The sequence below is a fragment of the Flavobacterium zubiriense genome (assembly GCF_041729725.1).
GTDB lineage: Bacteria > Bacteroidota > Bacteroidia > Flavobacteriales > Flavobacteriaceae > Flavobacterium > Flavobacterium zubiriense.
The window spans coordinates 141,338-159,668 of the sequence record NZ_JBCFQL010000005.1; the positions used below are offsets into that span (position 1 = coordinate 141,338).

At 34.2% G+C, this 18,331-nt stretch carries 18 protein-coding genes; 5 read left to right on the forward strand and 13 right to left on the reverse strand.

The features are described from left to right. Window positions 1-3: 3 nt before the first annotated feature. The 5 genes from AAGV28_RS06040 to AAGV28_RS06060 form a co-directional block, all read right to left on the reverse strand. Entirely contained in the window at window positions 4-678 is a 675-nt protein-coding gene (locus tag AAGV28_RS06040; protein WP_373405927.1) for a response regulator transcription factor, read from the reverse strand. Between the two features lie 174 nt (window positions 679-852). Then, window positions 853-1,383 carry an NADPH-dependent FMN reductase gene (locus AAGV28_RS06045; RefSeq protein ID WP_373405928.1) on the reverse strand — a complete coding sequence of 177 codons (531 nt, stop codon included), beginning with the start codon at window positions 1,381-1,383 and terminating at the stop codon, window positions 853-855. Between the two features lie 49 nt (window positions 1,384-1,432). After that, complete coding sequence (locus tag AAGV28_RS06050; protein ID WP_373405929.1) at window positions 1,433-2,149, reverse strand: pirin family protein; 717 nt, start codon at window positions 2,147-2,149, stop codon at window positions 1,433-1,435. 275 nt (window positions 2,150-2,424) lie between these two features. Next, window positions 2,425-3,003 (reverse strand): Crp/Fnr family transcriptional regulator, encoded by a 579-nt coding sequence (locus AAGV28_RS06055; protein WP_373405930.1) that lies wholly within the window; start codon window positions 3,001-3,003, stop codon window positions 2,425-2,427. A 58-nt stretch (window positions 3,004-3,061) separates the two neighbouring features. Beyond that, complete coding sequence (locus AAGV28_RS06060) at window positions 3,062-3,424, reverse strand: DUF983 domain-containing protein (protein ID WP_373405931.1); 363 nt, start codon at window positions 3,422-3,424, stop codon at window positions 3,062-3,064. A gap of 89 nt (window positions 3,425-3,513) precedes the next feature. On the opposite strand from AAGV28_RS06060, the gene AAGV28_RS06065 reads away from it, so the two are divergent. After that, on the forward strand, window positions 3,514-4,380 hold the full coding sequence (locus AAGV28_RS06065; protein ID WP_373405932.1) for a helix-turn-helix domain-containing protein: 867 nt from the start codon (window positions 3,514-3,516) through the stop codon (window positions 4,378-4,380). A gap of 57 nt (window positions 4,381-4,437) precedes the next feature. Here the strand turns inward: AAGV28_RS06065 and purT are convergent, their stop codons facing one another. The 3 genes from purT to nhaA form a co-directional block, all read right to left on the reverse strand. Further along, on the reverse strand, window positions 4,438-5,616 hold the full coding sequence (purT, locus tag AAGV28_RS06070; protein WP_373405933.1) for a formate-dependent phosphoribosylglycinamide formyltransferase: 1,179 nt from the start codon (window positions 5,614-5,616) through the stop codon (window positions 4,438-4,440). Between the two features lie 393 nt (window positions 5,617-6,009). Beyond that, window positions 6,010-6,729, reverse strand: a complete 720-nt coding sequence (locus AAGV28_RS06075; RefSeq protein WP_373405934.1) for a hypothetical protein — start codon at window positions 6,727-6,729, stop codon at window positions 6,010-6,012. Between the two features lie 578 nt (window positions 6,730-7,307). Then, window positions 7,308-8,456 (reverse strand): Na+/H+ antiporter NhaA, encoded by a 1,149-nt coding sequence (gene nhaA, locus AAGV28_RS06080; protein WP_373405935.1) that lies wholly within the window; start codon window positions 8,454-8,456, stop codon window positions 7,308-7,310. 173 nt (window positions 8,457-8,629) lie between these two features. Here nhaA and AAGV28_RS06085 point away from each other — a divergent pair, with 173 nt between their 5' ends. Further along, the gene (locus AAGV28_RS06085; RefSeq protein WP_373405936.1) at window positions 8,630-9,238 is read left to right on the forward strand and encodes a YkgJ family cysteine cluster protein; all 609 of its coding nucleotides are present in this window, start codon (window positions 8,630-8,632) and stop codon (window positions 9,236-9,238) included. Between the two features lie 96 nt (window positions 9,239-9,334). Beyond that, window positions 9,335-10,102 (forward strand): peptidase associated/transthyretin-like domain-containing protein, encoded by a 768-nt coding sequence (locus AAGV28_RS06090; protein WP_373405937.1) that lies wholly within the window; start codon window positions 9,335-9,337, stop codon window positions 10,100-10,102. An 89-nt stretch (window positions 10,103-10,191) separates the two neighbouring features. On the opposite strand, the gene AAGV28_RS06095 is transcribed toward AAGV28_RS06090, so the two are convergent. The 3 genes from AAGV28_RS06095 to AAGV28_RS06105 form a co-directional block, all read right to left on the reverse strand. Continuing rightward, on the reverse strand, window positions 10,192-12,045 hold the full coding sequence (locus tag AAGV28_RS06095) for a rhamnogalacturonan lyase (RefSeq protein ID WP_373405938.1): 1,854 nt from the start codon (window positions 12,043-12,045) through the stop codon (window positions 10,192-10,194). A 138-nt stretch (window positions 12,046-12,183) separates the two neighbouring features. Further along, window positions 12,184-13,374, reverse strand: a complete 1,191-nt coding sequence (locus AAGV28_RS06100; RefSeq protein ID WP_373405939.1) for a pyridoxal phosphate-dependent aminotransferase — start codon at window positions 13,372-13,374, stop codon at window positions 12,184-12,186. Window positions 13,375-13,474: 100 nt separating this feature from the next. Beyond that, entirely contained in the window at window positions 13,475-14,569 is a 1,095-nt protein-coding gene (locus AAGV28_RS06105; RefSeq protein ID WP_373405940.1) for a fatty acid desaturase family protein, read from the reverse strand. 109 nt (window positions 14,570-14,678) lie between these two features. On the opposite strand from AAGV28_RS06105, the gene rsmG reads away from it, so the two are divergent. Together rsmG and AAGV28_RS06115 are read left to right on the forward strand one after the other, a co-directional pair. Next, on the forward strand, window positions 14,679-15,308 hold the full coding sequence (rsmG, locus tag AAGV28_RS06110) for a 16S rRNA (guanine(527)-N(7))-methyltransferase RsmG (protein ID WP_373405941.1): 630 nt from the start codon (window positions 14,679-14,681) through the stop codon (window positions 15,306-15,308). A gap of 46 nt (window positions 15,309-15,354) precedes the next feature. Beyond that, a complete protein-coding gene (locus tag AAGV28_RS06115) occupies window positions 15,355-16,029 on the forward strand; it encodes a DUF2490 domain-containing protein (RefSeq protein ID WP_373405942.1) in 675 nt (224 codons plus the stop codon). A gap of 117 nt (window positions 16,030-16,146) precedes the next feature. Here the strand turns inward: AAGV28_RS06115 and pruA are convergent, their stop codons facing one another. Next, window positions 16,147-17,775 (reverse strand): L-glutamate gamma-semialdehyde dehydrogenase, encoded by a 1,629-nt coding sequence (pruA, locus tag AAGV28_RS06120; RefSeq protein ID WP_373405943.1) that lies wholly within the window; start codon window positions 17,773-17,775, stop codon window positions 16,147-16,149. 151 nt (window positions 17,776-17,926) lie between these two features. Beyond that, complete coding sequence (apaG, locus tag AAGV28_RS06125) at window positions 17,927-18,313, reverse strand: Co2+/Mg2+ efflux protein ApaG (protein ID WP_373392399.1); 387 nt, start codon at window positions 18,311-18,313, stop codon at window positions 17,927-17,929. Window positions 18,314-18,331: the final 18 nt, after the last annotated feature.

Consider the following 18,331-nt stretch of genomic DNA (forward strand, 5'->3'; position numbering starts at 1 on the left):
AAATTATGATTTTATAATGTAGCCCAAGCCTTTAATAGTATGGATTAGTTTAACCTGATAAGGTTTGTCTATTTTGTTTCTTAAATAATTGATGTACACATCAACTACATTAGTATTCATATCAAAATTGATATCCCATACATTATCTAGAATTTTTTCTCTGGATAAAATAGTTTTGGCATTGCGAGCCAAATAATGCAATAATTTAAATTCTTTGGCAGTCAATTGTATGAGTTCTCCGTTTCTTTTTACTGATTTTGCGTTGCTGTCAATTTCTAAATCCTCAATTTGAATCAAGTCATTCGGTTTGTGTTCTTGGTTAGATCTTCGGGAAAGCGCTGCTATTCTAGCTTCTAATTCCGAAAATTTAAAGGGTTTTACCAAATAATCATCGGCACCAGAATTCAATCCTGTAACAATGTTTTCGGTTGTTCCTAAAGCAGTTAAGAGTAAAATAGGGACATAGTTTTTAGCTGCTCTTAATCGTCTACAAATTTCGATTCCGTTAATATCAGGGAGCATGATGTCTAAAATAACAACATCAAAATTGTAATTTATAATCATTTCTAATGCTGTTGTCCCGTCAAGAGCAACACTTACATCATTGTTTTTTTCCGAAAGTCCTTTTCGTATAATGGATAGAAGGTTGGGTTCGTCTTCAACAATGAGTAGTTTCATAAAATTATTTTTTATACTTCATCAAAAATATATATTGTCTTCTTAAAATTATGCAAAATTTGGTTTTATATTTTCAGTTTGTATATTTCGAATGCGATTCTCTTGTTTTTTCGATGCTTTAAAAGAAAAAGCGTCACAAAATGCGACGCCTTCAAAAAAGGGTTTGAATTATTGTTAAAGTTCGATTGACTGTATAATTTCAAGCAAATCGCTTTTTAGTTTTTCATTTGTAATTCCTTCACTGCTATTGAAATTGTCATTGAAGCTTGGCAATGAAAAACTTCCTTTAATCACTGCACCTTGAAAAGGAAAACGATTTTTTGCAATCTCTAAAACGGTAAGACCTCCTCTAGGTCCAGGAGAAGTGGATAGAATTAGGGTTTGTTTTTCCTGAAAAAATTTAGAATTGATTCTAGAAGTCCAGTCAAAAATATTCTTGAAAGCTGTAGAATAAGCTCCATTATGTTCGGCAAGCGAAATAACAATTAAATCGGCAGTTCCCAGTTTATTATAAAAACTTTGAGCTAATTCAGGAATGCCGTTTTTTAACTCTTTGTCTAAAGAAAAAATTGGCATTTCGTAATCATTTAAATCTAAAATTTCGGTTATGGCATTTTCAAATTGTGAAGCTGTATAAACTGCAAATTGTTTATTAATAGAATTTGTGCTTGATGAAGCTCCAAAAGTGATAATTTTTTTAGTCATTTTCATGGATATTATTAAAAATTAGATTGCTGGTTTTATTTGGTTTTTTTTAATGAATCATAGGGATTTCCATTAATAAAAATTTAGCGTCAGCTGTAGCTTTGATGTCTAATGCTTTAAAATCAGTAATTCCTAATCCATCTCGAGTTTCTAATTCTTGACCATCAACAGTAATAGTTCCTGAAATTACAAAAACATACATTCCGTTTCCATCTTTTTTAATTTCATAGGTTTTAGAAAAATTTTTGTCAAAGTCAGCCAAATGAAACCAAGCATCTTGGTGAATCCACACTCCAGCATCATCTGCATTTGGAGATAATATTTGAGCAAAATTATTTTTTTGTTCTGCTGTGTCTAACGTGATTTGTTGGTAACGCGGAGTTACATTTCTAGTTTTTGGAAACAACCAAATTTGGAATAATTTAGTTCTTTGATCTGCATTTGGGTTGAATTCACTGTGTTGAATTCCTGTTCCGGCACTCATTACCTGAACATCACCTGTTTTTATAGTGGCGGCATTTCCCATGCTGTCTTTGTGTGCTAAATCACCTTCAAGTGGAATAGTAATGATTTCCATATTGTCGTGAGGATGTGTTCCAAAACCCATTCCTGGAGCAATAGTATCGTCATTCAAAACGCGAAGTGTACCAAATTGTACTCTATCTGGATTATACCAACTTGCGAAACTAAAACTGTGGTAGGCATTTAACCATCCGTGATCGGCATGTCCTCTTGTATCTGCTTTATGTAAAACTGTAGTTGCCATGTTATTTTCGTGTATTGATTATTACATTACAAATGTACAACCATCACAAGCGTTTTGCACTTAACCTAGATTAAGAAGTTTTATAGTCCTTAGTCCTTAGTACGTAGTCCTTAGTAATGAGCGATTTGTGAATAGTCCTTAGTAAATAGTGATAAGTAATGAGTGATGAGTGAGTTATGATTAGTGATATGCACTATGGTACTTGGGCTAATAACTAAGGACTAAGGACTAATAACTAATAACTAATAACTAATAAAATAACTAAGGACTAATAACTAATTACGCTTCAATAATTTAGCTTTCATTTTACTAAAAAATTCTGGTGTTACACCTATATAAGAAGCAATTTGTTTTTGAGGGATTTTGTGAACCAAATTAGCATATCTTTTGTTGAACTTATCAAATCGTTCTTCGGCAGATAGACTTAAATTATCCATTAACCGTTCTTGGTTAGCCACCAATGAATTTTGGGTTAGTATTCTAAAAAAGCGTTCTAATTTAGGTATTTCAGTGTATAGTTGTTCCTGATTTTCTTTAGAAAGTAACACCAGCTCAGCATCTTCTAAAACTTCAATAAAAAGATTACCTGGTTTTTGCGAAATCAAGCTGTACATGTCGCCCATCCACCAGCCTTCGCAGGCAAAACTCAAAACGTGTTCTACAATATTATCATTGATATTGAAACTTCTTAAAATACCCGAGTTTACAAAATAAGAGTGTTTGCAAATTTGTCCTGAATTGAGCAAAATGGTTTTGGCTTTGTACTGATGAATTTCAGTTTTACTTAGAAAAAGTTCCTTTTCTTCGACAGTAAGTTGAACGTGTTTTTCTATATTGTTTAGAATCAGAGCCATTGTTCTTTTTTAAAAATTGACTCTGCAATATAGCAATTTTGATGTATTTGTTTTTTTGTTATTTCGAATAATTTTTAAACATATAAATCCATAATAACCTTGATAATCGGATGTTTAATGGTGACATTACTATGATAACAACCATAATGATGGGGATAATTCTTAAGTCAAATGTTTCCTTAAAAAAGAAACTAGCTATCACATAAGTCATGATTCCTTGCGCCACTGTTAATCCATAATTGACATACATAGCACCAAAAAAATAACCGGGTTCTTTTTGAAATTTATAATGACAATGCAGACAATATTCATTCATTTTGGGAAAACTGAATTTAAAAAAAATGCTGTTTTCTTTAAAAATTTTCCCTTGATGACAATGTGGACAATCATTTTTTAGAATATGGATAAGTGTATTAGACATGATTTCTATTTTTTTCAAAGGTATTTATTATCCATCTGCTAGCTATTTTCTATATTCGCTTAATATAGGACAAAAAAGACATTTTTAGGATGAAAAAATATCCCATTTATAGCATAGAACAATTCAATTGCAATTCGGTAACGAGTGATTTGTATATTAATACGTTTAAAAATCATTTGATAAATCATAGTTTTATAGAAAAACCCCATCGCCATAATTTTTATTTGTTGGTTTTTTTTACCAATGGTTCAGGAATTCATGAAGTTGATTTTGATCGTTTTGATATTCGTCCGGGAAGTGTTTTTGTCTTGCAACCCGGGCAAATGCATCATTGGATTTTATCCGAAGATATTGAAGGTTTTATTGCTTTTTATACAGCCGAAATGTACAATTTGTATTTTGGAAATAAGACTATTGAAGATTATCCGTTTTATTTTTCGGTACAAAATAGCCCCGAAATTGTATTGGAAAAAGAAGAAATAAAATCCATTTTACCTTATTTCGAAAATTTGATTGCCGAAATGCAAACCAATAAAGTATTCAAGCGAGATAAAATAATGAATCTATTGGATATAATTCACATTGAACTCGCTCGAAAGTATAGCGAAATTTACATTCATGAAGCTCATTCGTATAATGTGAAAATCAAAAGTCTGGAGCAACTTTTAGAACAAAAATTCAAAGAAGAAAAATCGGCGGCGTTCTATGCATCGGCATTGAATGTTAGTTTGAAACACCTAAACCGAATTTGTAATGAAATCCTAAAAAAAACAACCACCGAAGTGATTGTGGATCGTGTTCTTTTAGAAGCCAAACGCATGTTACTCGACAAAAACTGGACCGTAAACGAAATTGCCATCGAGTTGGGGTATGACGACTATTCGTATTTTACCCGTTTGTTTAAAAAACATACCGCTATAACACCAACGAATTTTCGATTATTAAAAAAACACTAGGAACTATTCTTTTGTGAAATGGTTTTTTTAACCGCAAATTGCACAAATTCCCTCCAATTACTTCACAGTTACTAAACTCGCCGCTTTTATTGCCTTTTCTACCACGTCTTCAATTGGCGTTTCTAGTGTGTCGTTTACCAAAGCCACGCCCATGCGTCGGTAGGGTCTTGAAGAGGGTTTGCCAAAGATTCTGAAATCAGTTTTGGGTAATGCAGCGACTTTTTCTATTCCGGTATAGGTTGGATTCGAACTGTCTTCCGAAGCTAAAATCACTGCACTGGCGCCTGTTTTTTCTAAGGTAATTTCGAAAATAGGCAAACTCAAAATCGCTCTAAGATGCAATTCGAATTCATTAAAATTTTGTGTTCCTGCTAAAGTTACCATTCCGGTATCATGCGGGCGAGGGGATAATTCAGAGAAATAAACGCCATCATCGGCGATAAAAAATTCCACACCAAAAAGTCCTGCGCCACCTAAGGCTTCGGTTACTTTTTCGGCCATGTCTTGGGCTTCGTATAAATCCTTGTCTGAAATTTTAGCAGGTTGCCAGCTTTCCTGATAATCCCCACGCTCTTGTCTATGTCCAATTGGCGCACAAAACAAAGTACGATTGTTGTTTTGTGTTACAGTCAATAAGGTAATCTCCGAATTGAATTTCACAAAAGCTTCCACAATTACTTCCACCACATCGCCACGCGAACCAGCCACCGCATATTCCCAGGCTTTTTCAATACTTGCACTAAGCTCTGCCGAAGTGTCGCCTTTTATGGTCGATTGTCCCTTTCCAGACGAAGACATTAAGGGTTTTACCACACAAGGAATTCCAACTTCGAGAACGCCTTTTCGCAATTCCTCTGTGGTTGTGGCATATCGGTAATTGGCCGTTTTTAATCCTAATTCTTTGGCAGCCAAATCCCGAATGGCTTTGCGATTCATCGTAAAGTTGGCAGCCTTAGCCGATGGTACTACAGTAATGCCTTGTTTTTCGTAATCGTAAAAACGTTCGGTTCTAATGGCTTCTATTTCAGGAACGATAAAATCCGGATTGTGTTTGGCAACAATTGTATCTAGAGCATTGCCGTCAAGCATATTAATCACTTCAAAAGCATGAGCGACTTGCATAGCAGGAGCATTTTGATAACTGTCCACCGCAATTACGGTTTGCCCGATGCGTTGTGCCGCGATTACAAATTCTTTACCGAGTTCGCCGGAGCCGAGAAGAAGGATTTTTGCCATTTTATATTTTTTAAAACCATGAAGGTTATAGTTGTTTAGCCACTGATTACATGGATTATAAAGATTAATTTGTACAATACTTTAAATCTGTGACAAATTGATAATTAGTGCTAGAAAGCCTCAATATTTCGAAAACAAAAATAGTTTAAAATTTGGAGTTTTGTCGCTTCAAATTTTAAACTATTTATGGCAACGACTACCAGCCTGGGAACACATGAAAAGGTTGCCTTAAAGTGAAACTTGTTTTTTGTCAAAAACTATTTCAGCAAAAGGAGTTGTAAATCTATTTAGTGTTAAGTATCAAATGGTAAAGTTATTTCAGGAAGAGATAGGGTTTTATTGTTTGTGTTGCGTACCTAACGAATTCCTAGCTGTTTTTTGTAAATAATTTAACTAGTATTTCAGTTTTAATAATTCTTTAAATCTTTCTGCATTTTTTTTATCCATTCTTAATGCATACAATTCTGCAATTTTATCCAATCTGTTTTCGTCAAATTGATAAAGGTCTTTGTATATTTCTGAAGATAATTCCGAGATGAATTTATAAGGAAAGTCTTTAACTCTTTTGAAAAACCAAATTAGCTCATTATGACTCATATATTTCAATTCTTTAAATTCAGTAATTTTTTTGACTTTCTCATCTATCAATGAAGTTGAATGTTTTATGCTATTATTTACAATTCGTAATTCATTTATTTCTTTATATCCAGTTAATTCAGCATATTTTATGTTTTTTGATTTCAAAAAGTTAATAACGTTTTCCCATTTATAAAACTCTTTAGTATTAACATTGTAAGACGCTTTTATTAGTTTTTTTAGGTTAATTTCAAAATCTTTATGAACATAAACAATATTCATTTCTGTCAGTGCGAGCAATCTATCTTCTAAATATTCAATGTCTAATGAATATACTTGACCAGCATTTTTCGAATCATATTGAATTTCAATGTAATTTTCAATTTCTTCATTTAATTCATTTTGTAGTTTTTTTATAAGTTCTCCAATTGAATCATCAAATGTGTTTTGTTTTAGGTAAAGTGTAAATGTTTCTAAACCAATTTTATATGTTTCTCTTTGGAATTCAATTTCTTCTGGTGTCAAAATTTTACTCATTATTTCGGGGTTTATTTGCCCACAACCCCTAAACATCCGCAACCCTATTGCGTCTATTGGTTTGTATTCGGCATTATGTTTAAATTATTTTCTCAAATATATAAATAATTCTTACATCTTAACTTATCTCTGGTTCATTTTGCTTGTAGATAGACCGGCAGGCTGTTGCTATTCTTTTTTGTTTTTCTTAGCCATCATCTTGTGCTTTTTGTTTGCTATGAAAGAATGCTTTGTGCTACGTTAATGGCTGTTTGTTATTACAAAAAAGGGTATAAAACCTAAGTTAGTTGGTTAAAACAACCAAGTAAGTTGGTTATAATACATGACTTAGTTAGTTAAAATAACAAAATAAGTTGGTTGTAAAATAGAACTTAGTTGGTTATAAAAGCTAAATTACTTGGTTAAAACAACCTTATGAGTTAGGTATAAAACCTAACTTAATTCGTTAAAACCCATATTTTTTGTACTTTTTGTATTGCTGCAAAAAAAAAAAAATCGCTTCTGTACAAGAAGCGATTGATAGGCTGCGGTTTGGTAAAACCTTTTGCTTACTAAAAAGCGTTTGGCTATTTTGTAATTTATGATTTTAGAAGGTCTGCTTTCAGCGTCTGTTTTAGTACCAAGAAACCTAATCCTCCGGCTATTAGTGAAGAAATTAAAATAACCAATTTGGCATTGTTGATGATGATTTCGTCCTCAAAGGCAAGTAAAGTAATGAAAATAGACATGGTGAAACCTATTCCTGCCAAAAGACCGACCCCGAAAATAGATTTCCAGGTAAGACCCGGTGGTAATTTGCAAAAGCCCAAAGCAACTGCTGCAAAGGACAGTATAAAAATACCCAAAGGTTTACCAACTATAAGTCCCATTAGGATTCCAATACTGTAATTTTCGGCTAATGTTTCTTGAATGTTTCCGCTAAAAACGATGGCGGTATTGGCCAATGCAAAAAGGGGTAATATGATAAATGCCACTGGTTTGTGTAAAAAATGCTGTAAGATATACGAAGTAGAATTTTTATCTCCATTGCCAAACGGAATAGCAAAGGCTAGCAAAACTCCTGTAATGGTAGCATGAATGCCAGAATTAAGCATAAAATACCACATAATCACACCGCCAATAAGGTAGGGAATGAGGTTTCTTACCTTCAATCGGTTGAAGACTAAAAGCAAGGCGAAAATTCCTAAAGCAATAAATAAGTTGGTTAAAATTAGGGTTTTTGTATAGAAAATAGCAATGATTATAATAGCACCTAAATCATCGATTACGGCCAATGCGGTTAGAAATATTTTGAGCATAATGGGTACACGGTTACCCAAAAGCGATAAAATACCTAAGGCAAATGCTATGTCGGTTGCCATGGGAATTCCAGCTCCAGATTGTGTAAGAGTTCCATAATTAAATAGTAGATAGAGTCCAGCAGGAAATACAATTCCACCAACTGCGGCAAAAATGGGTAACATGGCGTTTTTTATATTAGAAAGTTCGCCCTGGTAGATTTCTCTTTCTAATTCTAAACCAATGAGTAAGAAGAAAATAGTCATTAAACCATCGTTAATCCAATGACCAATGCTGTGCGAGCCTAATTTAATTTGAAATAAATGTTGGTAACTGTCTCCAAAGGTTGAATTGGCTAGGAATAATGATGCTAAAGTACAGGCTATTAAGGCAATTCCGCTTGATTTTTCACTGTCAAAAAATTCTTTAAATAATGTGGTTACTTTCATTTTGGTGGGATGTTTTTGTGGACTTTTTCAAAAAATAATCCGATTGCTTTTGTTTTTTTCTTTGTAAAAAGAGTCTTTTTTCAAAGATACTAATTTATATTTGGTTAGTTATTTGACTTTTTTTGTATTCTATCCGTATTCGAGCTTATAAAGCTTACCTTGTGTAAAAATCCATGTCTATAGCTCATCGTGTCATTCTTGTGGAAGCTTTGTTTGCTAAATTAGATATAGAAATTGTTCTTTTTCAAGAACGTTCCACCCTAGGTTGTGTGGCAGGCTGCGGAAAGTGTTGCACTAATCCTGAAATAGATGCTTCTCCACTCGAATTTTTACCCTGGGCGTTTCATCTTTTCTTAAATGGAGAAGCTGAAAATGTACTATTCGCTTTAAAAACCAGCAGTAAAAGCAGCTGTTATATTTACAATCCACTTTCGTTAGTAGATAAAAACAAAGGCAATTGTAGTGATTACCCTTACCGAGGTTTAATTTGCAGATTGTTTGGTTTTGGAGCCAATAAAGACAAATACGGACAATACCGAATGGCGACTTGCAAAATCATCAAAGACAACCAAAAAGAAGCTTTTGAAAAGACCACAATAGCCATCAATAACGGACTAGTCATTCCTGTTTTTACCGATTATTACATGAATCTTTCTCAGATCGATTTTAAATTAGGAAACCTAATTCTGCCCATCAATCAAGCGCTGGTTTTTGCCATTGAAGAAGTCTTGCAGTATTATGTGTATCGACCGATGCCCAATGGTTATGATAATTGTGCGTGATGTATTTTTCTTTTAATAAAAATTTACCAAGTTTTTAACACTGAGTGATATAGCTTTTGCAATACTTTTATGAGTAAGAAATAATTTATTTTATACATGAAAGGATTTGTATCATTGCTGATGTTCTCTTTATCTCAAGTTGGTTTTGGACAAACTCCAGATGGAAAAGTAATTTATGGAAAAATAGTAGCTGCTTCAGGAAATGTTGAAGGAGTGACCGTTGTTAATTTAGTAAACGAAATAGCTACGGTAAGTGACAGTAAAGGCGAATTTTATATACTGGCAAAAGCCGAAGATTTATTGGTTTTCTCTTCTTTAAATTTAGAAATTCATCGTAAACTTATTGAAGATGAAGATTTGAAATCATCATTTCTAACCATAGAAATGTTGGATAAAATCAATCCGCTTGATGAAGTAATTGTCAATAAACATCCCGAAATAAATGCCGTTTCAATGGGAATTGTTTCTAAAAAAGTAAAACATCTCACGCAGATGGAAAGAAAGTTGTATACAGCAGGTGATTTTAAACCAATACATTTATTAACACTTTTAGGAGGAGGTTTAGAAGTTGATCCTATTCTAAATGCTATAAATGGTCGAACTAAGGCTATCAAACATATGATTAAAATCGAAAAGAAATCTAGTATATTGAATCAAATAGAGTTCCTTTTTGAAGAAGAGTTTTATACAAAAAAGCTAAATATCCCCAAAGAATACATCAGAGGTTTTCAATACTATTGTGTGGAAGATGAGAAAAACACCAGTGTTTTAGAATCGAAAAACAAAACTAATATCGAGTTTTTGATGACGAAATTGGCATTGGAATACAATGAAATAATTCGTTGTGAGACTCATCAAGAGTAAATAATTATAGGTGGAATTTCATGGGAACAACTGTTTTTATTAGAAAAAGCCCCAAGTTTCCTTGAGACTTTTATGGTTTTATTCGAAAATTATTTAGTTGTAACTACATTGGGTTTTGTTTGTGGTTTCATGTCAGTTCCTAAATAGAAACTGGGATGAGGTGGCTGATTGTAAGATGAGTTTTGCCAGGCTATTGCTACTCTGTATTGCGTATCGTGCATTAAAGTATATAATTTATGTGTAGTTGGAATATTGGTGGTGTAAATTCGAATTGAAGTATTATCTGCTTTTCGGAAGATAACCTCTTCACGCCAATCGCCAAAAAGATCCGCACTTAAACAAGGTGTTGCTTTCGTCCCATTATTAGACTTATAGTCTGTGGCAGTCAGCAAATTGATACTTTTGGCATTGGTAAAATCCCATTTGTCAATTTTATTTGAATTTAGTAATTCTCTGCTCAAATCGCCATCCCACCAAATGGCAAAATTCATCGAAGGTTTAGCAGTTCCAATTTGGTTTCCTTTACAATCATATAAATTACCTACTGATCCCCATAATTCGTAACCTTTATAGCGAGGATCAATGTCGGAAGCAAGTCCGCGACCTACATCAATTCCTTCTCCGTTAACGCCCCATAATGGTTCACCTGTTTTAGCATCTCTAAATTCGAGTCCGTAATTTTTGTAACTTCTGGGACTTTCATGACATTGCCATACTTCCTGTCCGGGACGATCGGGATCCATATCGGTCATGTGTAAGGAATCGCCGTGCCCTAAACCATTAGAATATAATTTTGTCCCTTCGTCGTCAATGGCATTACTACCATTGCATACTTCATCTTTTCCATCTCCATCGACATCACCAACAGTCATTTGGTGATTGCCTTGTCCGCGAGCATCTCTGTTTTCGGCATCGTCACTATCAAAAATCCATCGTTTAGAAAGGGTGTTATTTCTCCAATCCCAAGCCACACGAACAAGTCTGGTGTAATAACCGCGTCCCATTATCAAGCTTGGATTTTTTCCATCCAGATAAGCAATAGCAGCAATAAAACGATCCACACGATTTCCGTGATTGTCTCCCCAGCCCATACCATCTCCACCACGTGCAGGAAGGTAATCAGTAGTAGCCATTGCTTTTCCTGTTAATCCATTAAAAACAGTTAAGAATTCCGGGCCTGATAAAATAAAACCATTCGCATTTCTATAATCGGCACTATCTGATCCAATTACTACGCCTGTTCCATCGACAGTTCCATCGGCAGTTTTGCAGGCAATTTCGGCTTTACCATCAGAATCTAAATCATACACCATAAATTGGGTGTAATGCGCTCCAGCACGAATGTTTTTCCCTAAGTCAATTCTCCAAAGCAAAGTTCCATCTAAGCGATAACAATCAATAAATACATTTCCGGTATAGCCTTTGTGAGAATTATCATGAGCATTAGAAGGGTCCCATTTTACAAAGATTTCATATTGTCCGTCTCCATCTACATCGCCCACGCTGGAATCGCCTACACTGTAACTGTAGGCACGTCCATCTGGAGTAGTCCCGCCAGCGGGAATTTGCATAGGAATATCTAAATATTGATTTTCCCAAACAGTAACCGTTTCTGAAGTGGTTTCTTCGACACCATTAATAATGGCTCGAATGCAATAGTTACCATCGGTAGTTGTTTCATGTGTAAAATTAGTAGTTGTAGTAAATGGGCTTCCGGCTACTTTTTTGTCATTGCAATACAAATTGTAGCTTACATTAGTAGGTTCGGTTCCTAGCATTCGCCAATTGATGTAGACTTGGTCAGCATTTAAACGCATAGCCACGAGTCCTCGATTGAGTTTTTCAACAGTACGTTGCGCCTGTATTTGAGAACTAATTCCAAATAGCAGCAAGAGAAGAAACGGTATTTTTTTTAATAAATTCGAAGTAGTTTTTTTATTCATAATGTTGGTTATAGGGTTGGTTGATTTCTGCCCAATAATCACAAAATTAGTGCCAAAAAAAGCCCCAAGTTTCCTTGGGGCAATTTATATAAATTTAGTTAGTGTTCTAACTTCTAACTTCTGATTTCTAACTTTAGCTTATCCCGCCAAAGCGTCTTTGATTCTTTTTAATGCTTCTTTCAACAATTCGTCACTAGTTGCATAAGAGAAACGGATACAATTAGGGTTACCAAAAGCGTCACCTGTTACGGTTGCTACATTGGCTTCGGCCAAAAGATACATCGAAACATCGTTCGCATCTTTAATTTCAGTTCCTTTTAGTGTTTTTCCAAAGAAAGAAGAAACGTCTGGGAATACGTAGAATGCACCTTCTGGAACGTTGATTTTTACTCCTGGAATTTCTTTCAATAATCCAACAACTAAATCTCTACGAGAATGGAAAGCCTGAACCATGTGGTTCAATACTGATGGATCAGCATCTAAAGCAGTAATTGTAGCACGTTGTGCTGGAGAATTAGCTCCTGATGTTACTTGTCCTTGAATTTTAGTACATGCTTTTGCAATGAATTCTGGTGCTCCAATATATCCAATTCTGTATCCTGTCATAGCAAAAGCTTTTGCTACTCCGTTTACAGTAATGGTTTTTTCAAACATTCCTGGGATAGAAGCGATACTACAAAAAGTTCCTGAGAAATTAATGTGCTCGTAGATTTCGTCAGCAACTACATATACGTTTGGATATTTCTCTAAAACTTTAGCTAAAGCGGTAAGTTCTTCTCTGTTGTACACCGATCCTGATGGATTACAAGGAGAAGAAAACCACATCATTTTTGTTTTTGGTGTGATAGCTGCTTCTAATTGTTCTGGTGTGATTTTAAAATCAGTTTCTACAGAAGTTGGAACTTCTACAGGAACTCCACCTGATAATTTTACGATTTCGAAGTAAGAAACCCAGTAAGGTGCTGGTAAGATTACTTCGTCACCATCGTTTAACATTACTTGTGCAATGTTGTATAAAGATTGTTTAGCTCCTGTAGAAACTACAATTTGAGATGGTTTGTAATCTAAATCGTTGTCTCTTTTAAATTTTCTGCAAATTGCATCTTTCAATTCAGCATATCCATCAACTGGAGAATAAGTGCTGTAGTTTTCGTCAATCGCTTTTTTAGCGGCTTCTTTGATGAAATCAGGCGTGTTAAAGTCAGGTTCTCCTAAACTTAAACTGATAATGTCTTTACCTTGTGCTTTTAATTCTCTAGCCAAAGCTGCCATTGCTAGTGTTTGTGATGTAGCAAGATTGTTAATTCTGTCTGAAAGTGGATTACTCATTAATAAAGTGTTGATAGCCCTAAATTTTTTTTGAAAACAGGGCGGTTAATTATTTATTTTAATTAATTATTGTTGAAAAGCACTAAAGTACTTCATTATTTTAAGCCATTTCTGGTTTCATTCCTAATTCTTTTAAATGCTTGAAATGTGCAATTATAGCACTTCTCATCGTTTTGTATTCGTAGTAAGGCAGGTTGCATTCTTGTGCTGTTTCGCGAACAATTTTTGCAATTTTACCATAATGAACGTGACTTATATTTGGAAAAATATGATGTTCAATTTGGTGGTTCAATCCGCCAGTGTACCAGTTTACCAACCAGTTTTTTGGAGCAAAATTAGTAGTAGTAAATAATTGGTGAATTGCCCAGGTGTTTTCCATTTCTCCTAATTCATTAGGCGAAGGATTCTCTGTTTCTTCCACCACGTGAGCCAATTGGAAAACAATGCTTAAAATCAATCCAGCAGTATAATGCATGATAAAGAAACCTATTAATACTTTCCACCAAGTAATTCCAATTACAATAGGCAATACGATCCAAATGGAAATGTAAATTATTTTAGTGATAATTAAAGTAGTCCATAATATTTTAGGACTTTTAGGTTCGCCATACGATAATTTTCTTTTAAGGTAACTTCTCATTTGCTTGAAATCAGTTGTAATTGCCCAATTGAAAGTTAATAATCCATATAGAAAAACAGAGTAATAATGTTGAAAACGATGAAAACTATGCCATTCAGCACTTTTAGTAAAACGGATAATTCGTCCCGCATCTAAATCTTCATCATGTCCCGGAATATTAGTGTAAGTATGATGCAAAACATTATGTTGCACTTGCCAGTTGTACACATTTCCAGCCAGAATATAAATGGTGCCACCCATAATTTTGTTCACCCATCTTTTATTAGAAAACGAACCGTGATTGCCATCGTGCATCACATTCATTCCTAATCCAGCCATACCAATTCCCATAACGATGGTTAAAAGTAAGTGAGCCCAAAACGGCATATTTAGTGTAAGAATCAGGAAATAAGGGACTAGAAAAACAGTGAAAAGTATCACCGCCTTTAAGTGTAATTTCCAATTACCTGCTTTGGAAATGTTATTTTCCTTGAAGTAATTGTTTACCCGCGAGTTAAGTGTTCTAAAGAACTTTAGTTTATCTTGTTTTGCGAATGTAGGTGCAGTAGTATTCATATAATTCAAAAATAGTTTTCAAAGATAATTATTTATAAATTTTAACTCAGCAAAATTCAGTTAAATATTTCAAAGTTAAAAATAGTACTTTTGTTAAAAAAATATAACGATGGACGAAATATTGAGCTATTTTCCGGATTTAACCGATATTCAAAAAGAACAATTTCAAAAACTGGATTTTTTATACCACGATTGGAACGAAAAAATAAATGTTATCTCTAGAAAAGACATTGATTCCTTATACACTAAACACGTTTTGCATTCTTTAGGAATTGCTAAAATCATGAAATTTGAACCGGGAAGTTATGTCTTAGATGTAGGAACTGGCGGTGGATTTCCTGGAATTCCATTGGCAATTTTATTTCCCGAAACCCGTTTTTATTTGATTGATGTAATTGCTAAAAAAATAAAAGTAGTGCAAGGCGTTGCTGATGCTTTAGGATTGAAAAATGTAAAAGCTGAGCAAATTCGTGCCGAAAATGTAAAAGGCGATTTCGATTTTATCGTGAGCCGAGCCGTGACTAATATGCCTGATTTTGTTTCTTGGGTGAAAACCAAAATCAAGAAACAGCACAAACATGAGTTGAAAAACGGAATTCTGTATCTAAAAGGAGGAGATTTAACCGAAGAATTAGCCGATTTTCCAAAAGCAACCCAATATGATTTAGCCGATTTTTTTAAAGATGAGTTTTTTGAAACCAAAAAAGTAGTGCATTTGCCGTTGAAATTTGTGGTCTAAAATTTGTGAGCAATAAAGCTTTTTAACTTTAAATTTCAAAATTATAATGGTAAACAAATTACAATCGTTCTGCTTTTTGTTAGTTTTATTTTTGACAGCCAATGTAAATGCGCAAAAAACAGACACTGGAAATTGGTTTCTTTATTTTGGCAATCAAAAAATAAATAATCGATGGAATTGGCATAATGAAGTGCAATATCGAAACTTTAATTTCGCTGGAGATCTTGAACAATTATTGTTGAGAACTGGAATTGGTTACAATTTATCTGAAAACAACAATAACCTATTGTTAGGTTACGCTTACATCCATTCAGAACCTTATGTTGCTGGAACTGATGACAAATTAGAAACCGATGAACATCGAATATTTCAGCAATTTATTAGTAAACAACAATTTGGTAGAGTTCATATTCAGCACCGTTATCGAGTAGAAGAGCGATTCCTGAAGGATGATTTCAAATTGCGTTTGCGTTATTTTCTTTCTTTGAATGTTCCAGTTAATAAAAAAACAATGGATAAAAATGCCATTTATGCTTCTGCATACAATGAAATTTTTATCAATACGGAGCAGAATCAGTTTGACCGAAATCGTCTTTATGGCGGAATTGGTTATTGTTTTAATCAAAATTTCAAAGTAGAGGCGGGTATTATGTCGCAAATGTTAGCTAACAATAGTAGAGCTCAATTTCAAATTATGATTTTTAATAGTTTGCCTTTTTAGATTTCTCAGATTTAAAAAATTAAAACCCACCAGCAATTCAAATTACATGAATTCCTGGTGGGTTTTTGATTATCATTTAGTACTTCCAACTCCTAACTTCTCACTTCCAGCTTTAGTCTATTCTCCTAAAAACGGATATCTGTAATCTTCTGGAGAAACAAAAACTTCTTTGATTGTTCTTGGAGAAGCCCAACGCAATAAATTCATTGCTGAACCTGCTTTGTCATTCGTTCCAGAAGCTCTGGCACCACCAAAAGGCTGTTGTCCTACAACTGCTCCCGTCGGTTTATCGTTGATGTATAAGTTTCCAGATGCATTTTGTAGCTTCACAGTCGCTTCTTCAATAGCATAACGGTCTTGGCTAAAAATAGCTCCCGTAAGTGCATATTCCGAAGTTTGGTCTATCAATTCTAATGTTTCAAGCCATTTGGTATCCTCGTAAACAAAAATAGTTAAAACAGGACCAAATAATTCGGTTTCCATTGTAACATATTTTGGATTTGTAGTCAGAATAACCGTAGGCTCAATAAAATAACCAATTGATTTATCGTAATTTCCTCCAATGATAATTTCAGCATCACTATCTTTTTTGGCTCGGTCAATATAAGAAGCTAATTTGTCAAAAGAACCTTCATGAATAACTGCAGTAATAAAGTTGCCGAAATCTTCTGGCGAACCCATTTTCATCGATTTGATATCAGTGGTAAGTTGTTCTTTAATAGGGGACCACAAACTTTGTGGAATATAAACTCTCGAGGCAGCCGAACATTTTTGACCTTGAAATTCGAAGGCGCCACGTATAATTCCTGTAACGGCTTGTTTTACATTCGCACTTGGATGTACCATAACAAAATCTTTCCCGCCCGTTTCGCCTACAATTCTAGGATAGGTTTTGTAATGATGAATGTTGTTTCCAATTTGTTTCCAAAGCTCTTTAAACACATGAGTAGAACCTGTAAAATGCAATCCGGCAAAATCACGACTTGCTAAAATAGTGTCGGTAATCATGGCTGCATCTCCAAAAACGACGTTGATAACACCATCAGGAAGTCCAGCTTCTTTGAAAATTTCGATAATAATTTTTGCCGAAAAAACCTGGCTGTCACTTGGTTTCCAAACTACCACATTTCCCATCATAGCCGCACTAGCCGGAAGATTAGCAGCAATAGCAGTAAAATTAAAAGGAGTAATAGCGTACACAAAACCTTCTAGCGGACGGTATTCTACGCGATTCCAGATAGCGGAGTCCGAAGTAGGTTGGTCAGCATAAATTTGCGTCATGAATTCGACGTTGAAACGTAAAAAGTCAATTAATTCGCAAGAAGCATCAATTTCAGCTTGATGAATATTTTTAGATTGACCAATCATAGTTGCAGCATTAATTCGGGCTCTGTAAGGACCTGCAATTAACTCGGCAGCTTTCAGGAAAATAGCGGCACGTTGTTCCCAAGCCATATTTGCCCAAGCTTGTCTCGATTCTAATGCATTTGCAATAGCGCTTTCAATATGTGTTTTTTCAGCAAGATGGTAGTTACCTACAATGTGTTTGTGATCGTGAGGTGGCGTGATGTTTTTAGTATTTCCCGTTCTAATTTCTTCTTTTCCAATGTATAATGGTACCTCTATTTTAGTATTCCACATTTTTTTGTAAGCGGCTAAAACAGCTTCTTTTTCAGGAGAATTAGGAGTGTAGTTTTTTACGGGCTCGTTGATAGCTTTGGGTACTTTAAAAAATCCTTTTAGCATGATATAATTTTTATTTATCTAAAGATATTTAGATAAGGTTAGAAAAATGTATTCAAAGTTTGAATAATCAGTATGCTAACAAAAGTACAAAAGGAGAATTTAAAACTTTTATAATAAAATTATAATAAGTTATAAAATTGTAAAATGAGTATTAATTCAGCGCAAATGGAGCACACAATCTAAAAGTAGGGATGATTACTTTGAAAGTCTTAGTATTGGTAAAATTAATCATATTGAAATGCCCTTTCATAGCTCCATAAGGAGAGGAAAGCAAGCATCCAGAACTGTAGGTATGGTTTTCTCCAGGTTTTAAAACTGGTTTCTTACCAATGATGCCTTCCCCATCTACAATTTCGATATTATTTAGAGAATCAAAAATTTCCCAGTGACGAGAAGTTAATTGTACCGAATCCTTACTATGATTTTCAATTGTGATATGGTAACTAAAGGCAAAGTGGATTTTGTAGTTTTTGAAGTAGGTACCTTCAAAACTAGTCAAAACCGTGATTTTTATGCCTCTTGTTATTTGAGAAACCATATTAAAGTATTAAATCTG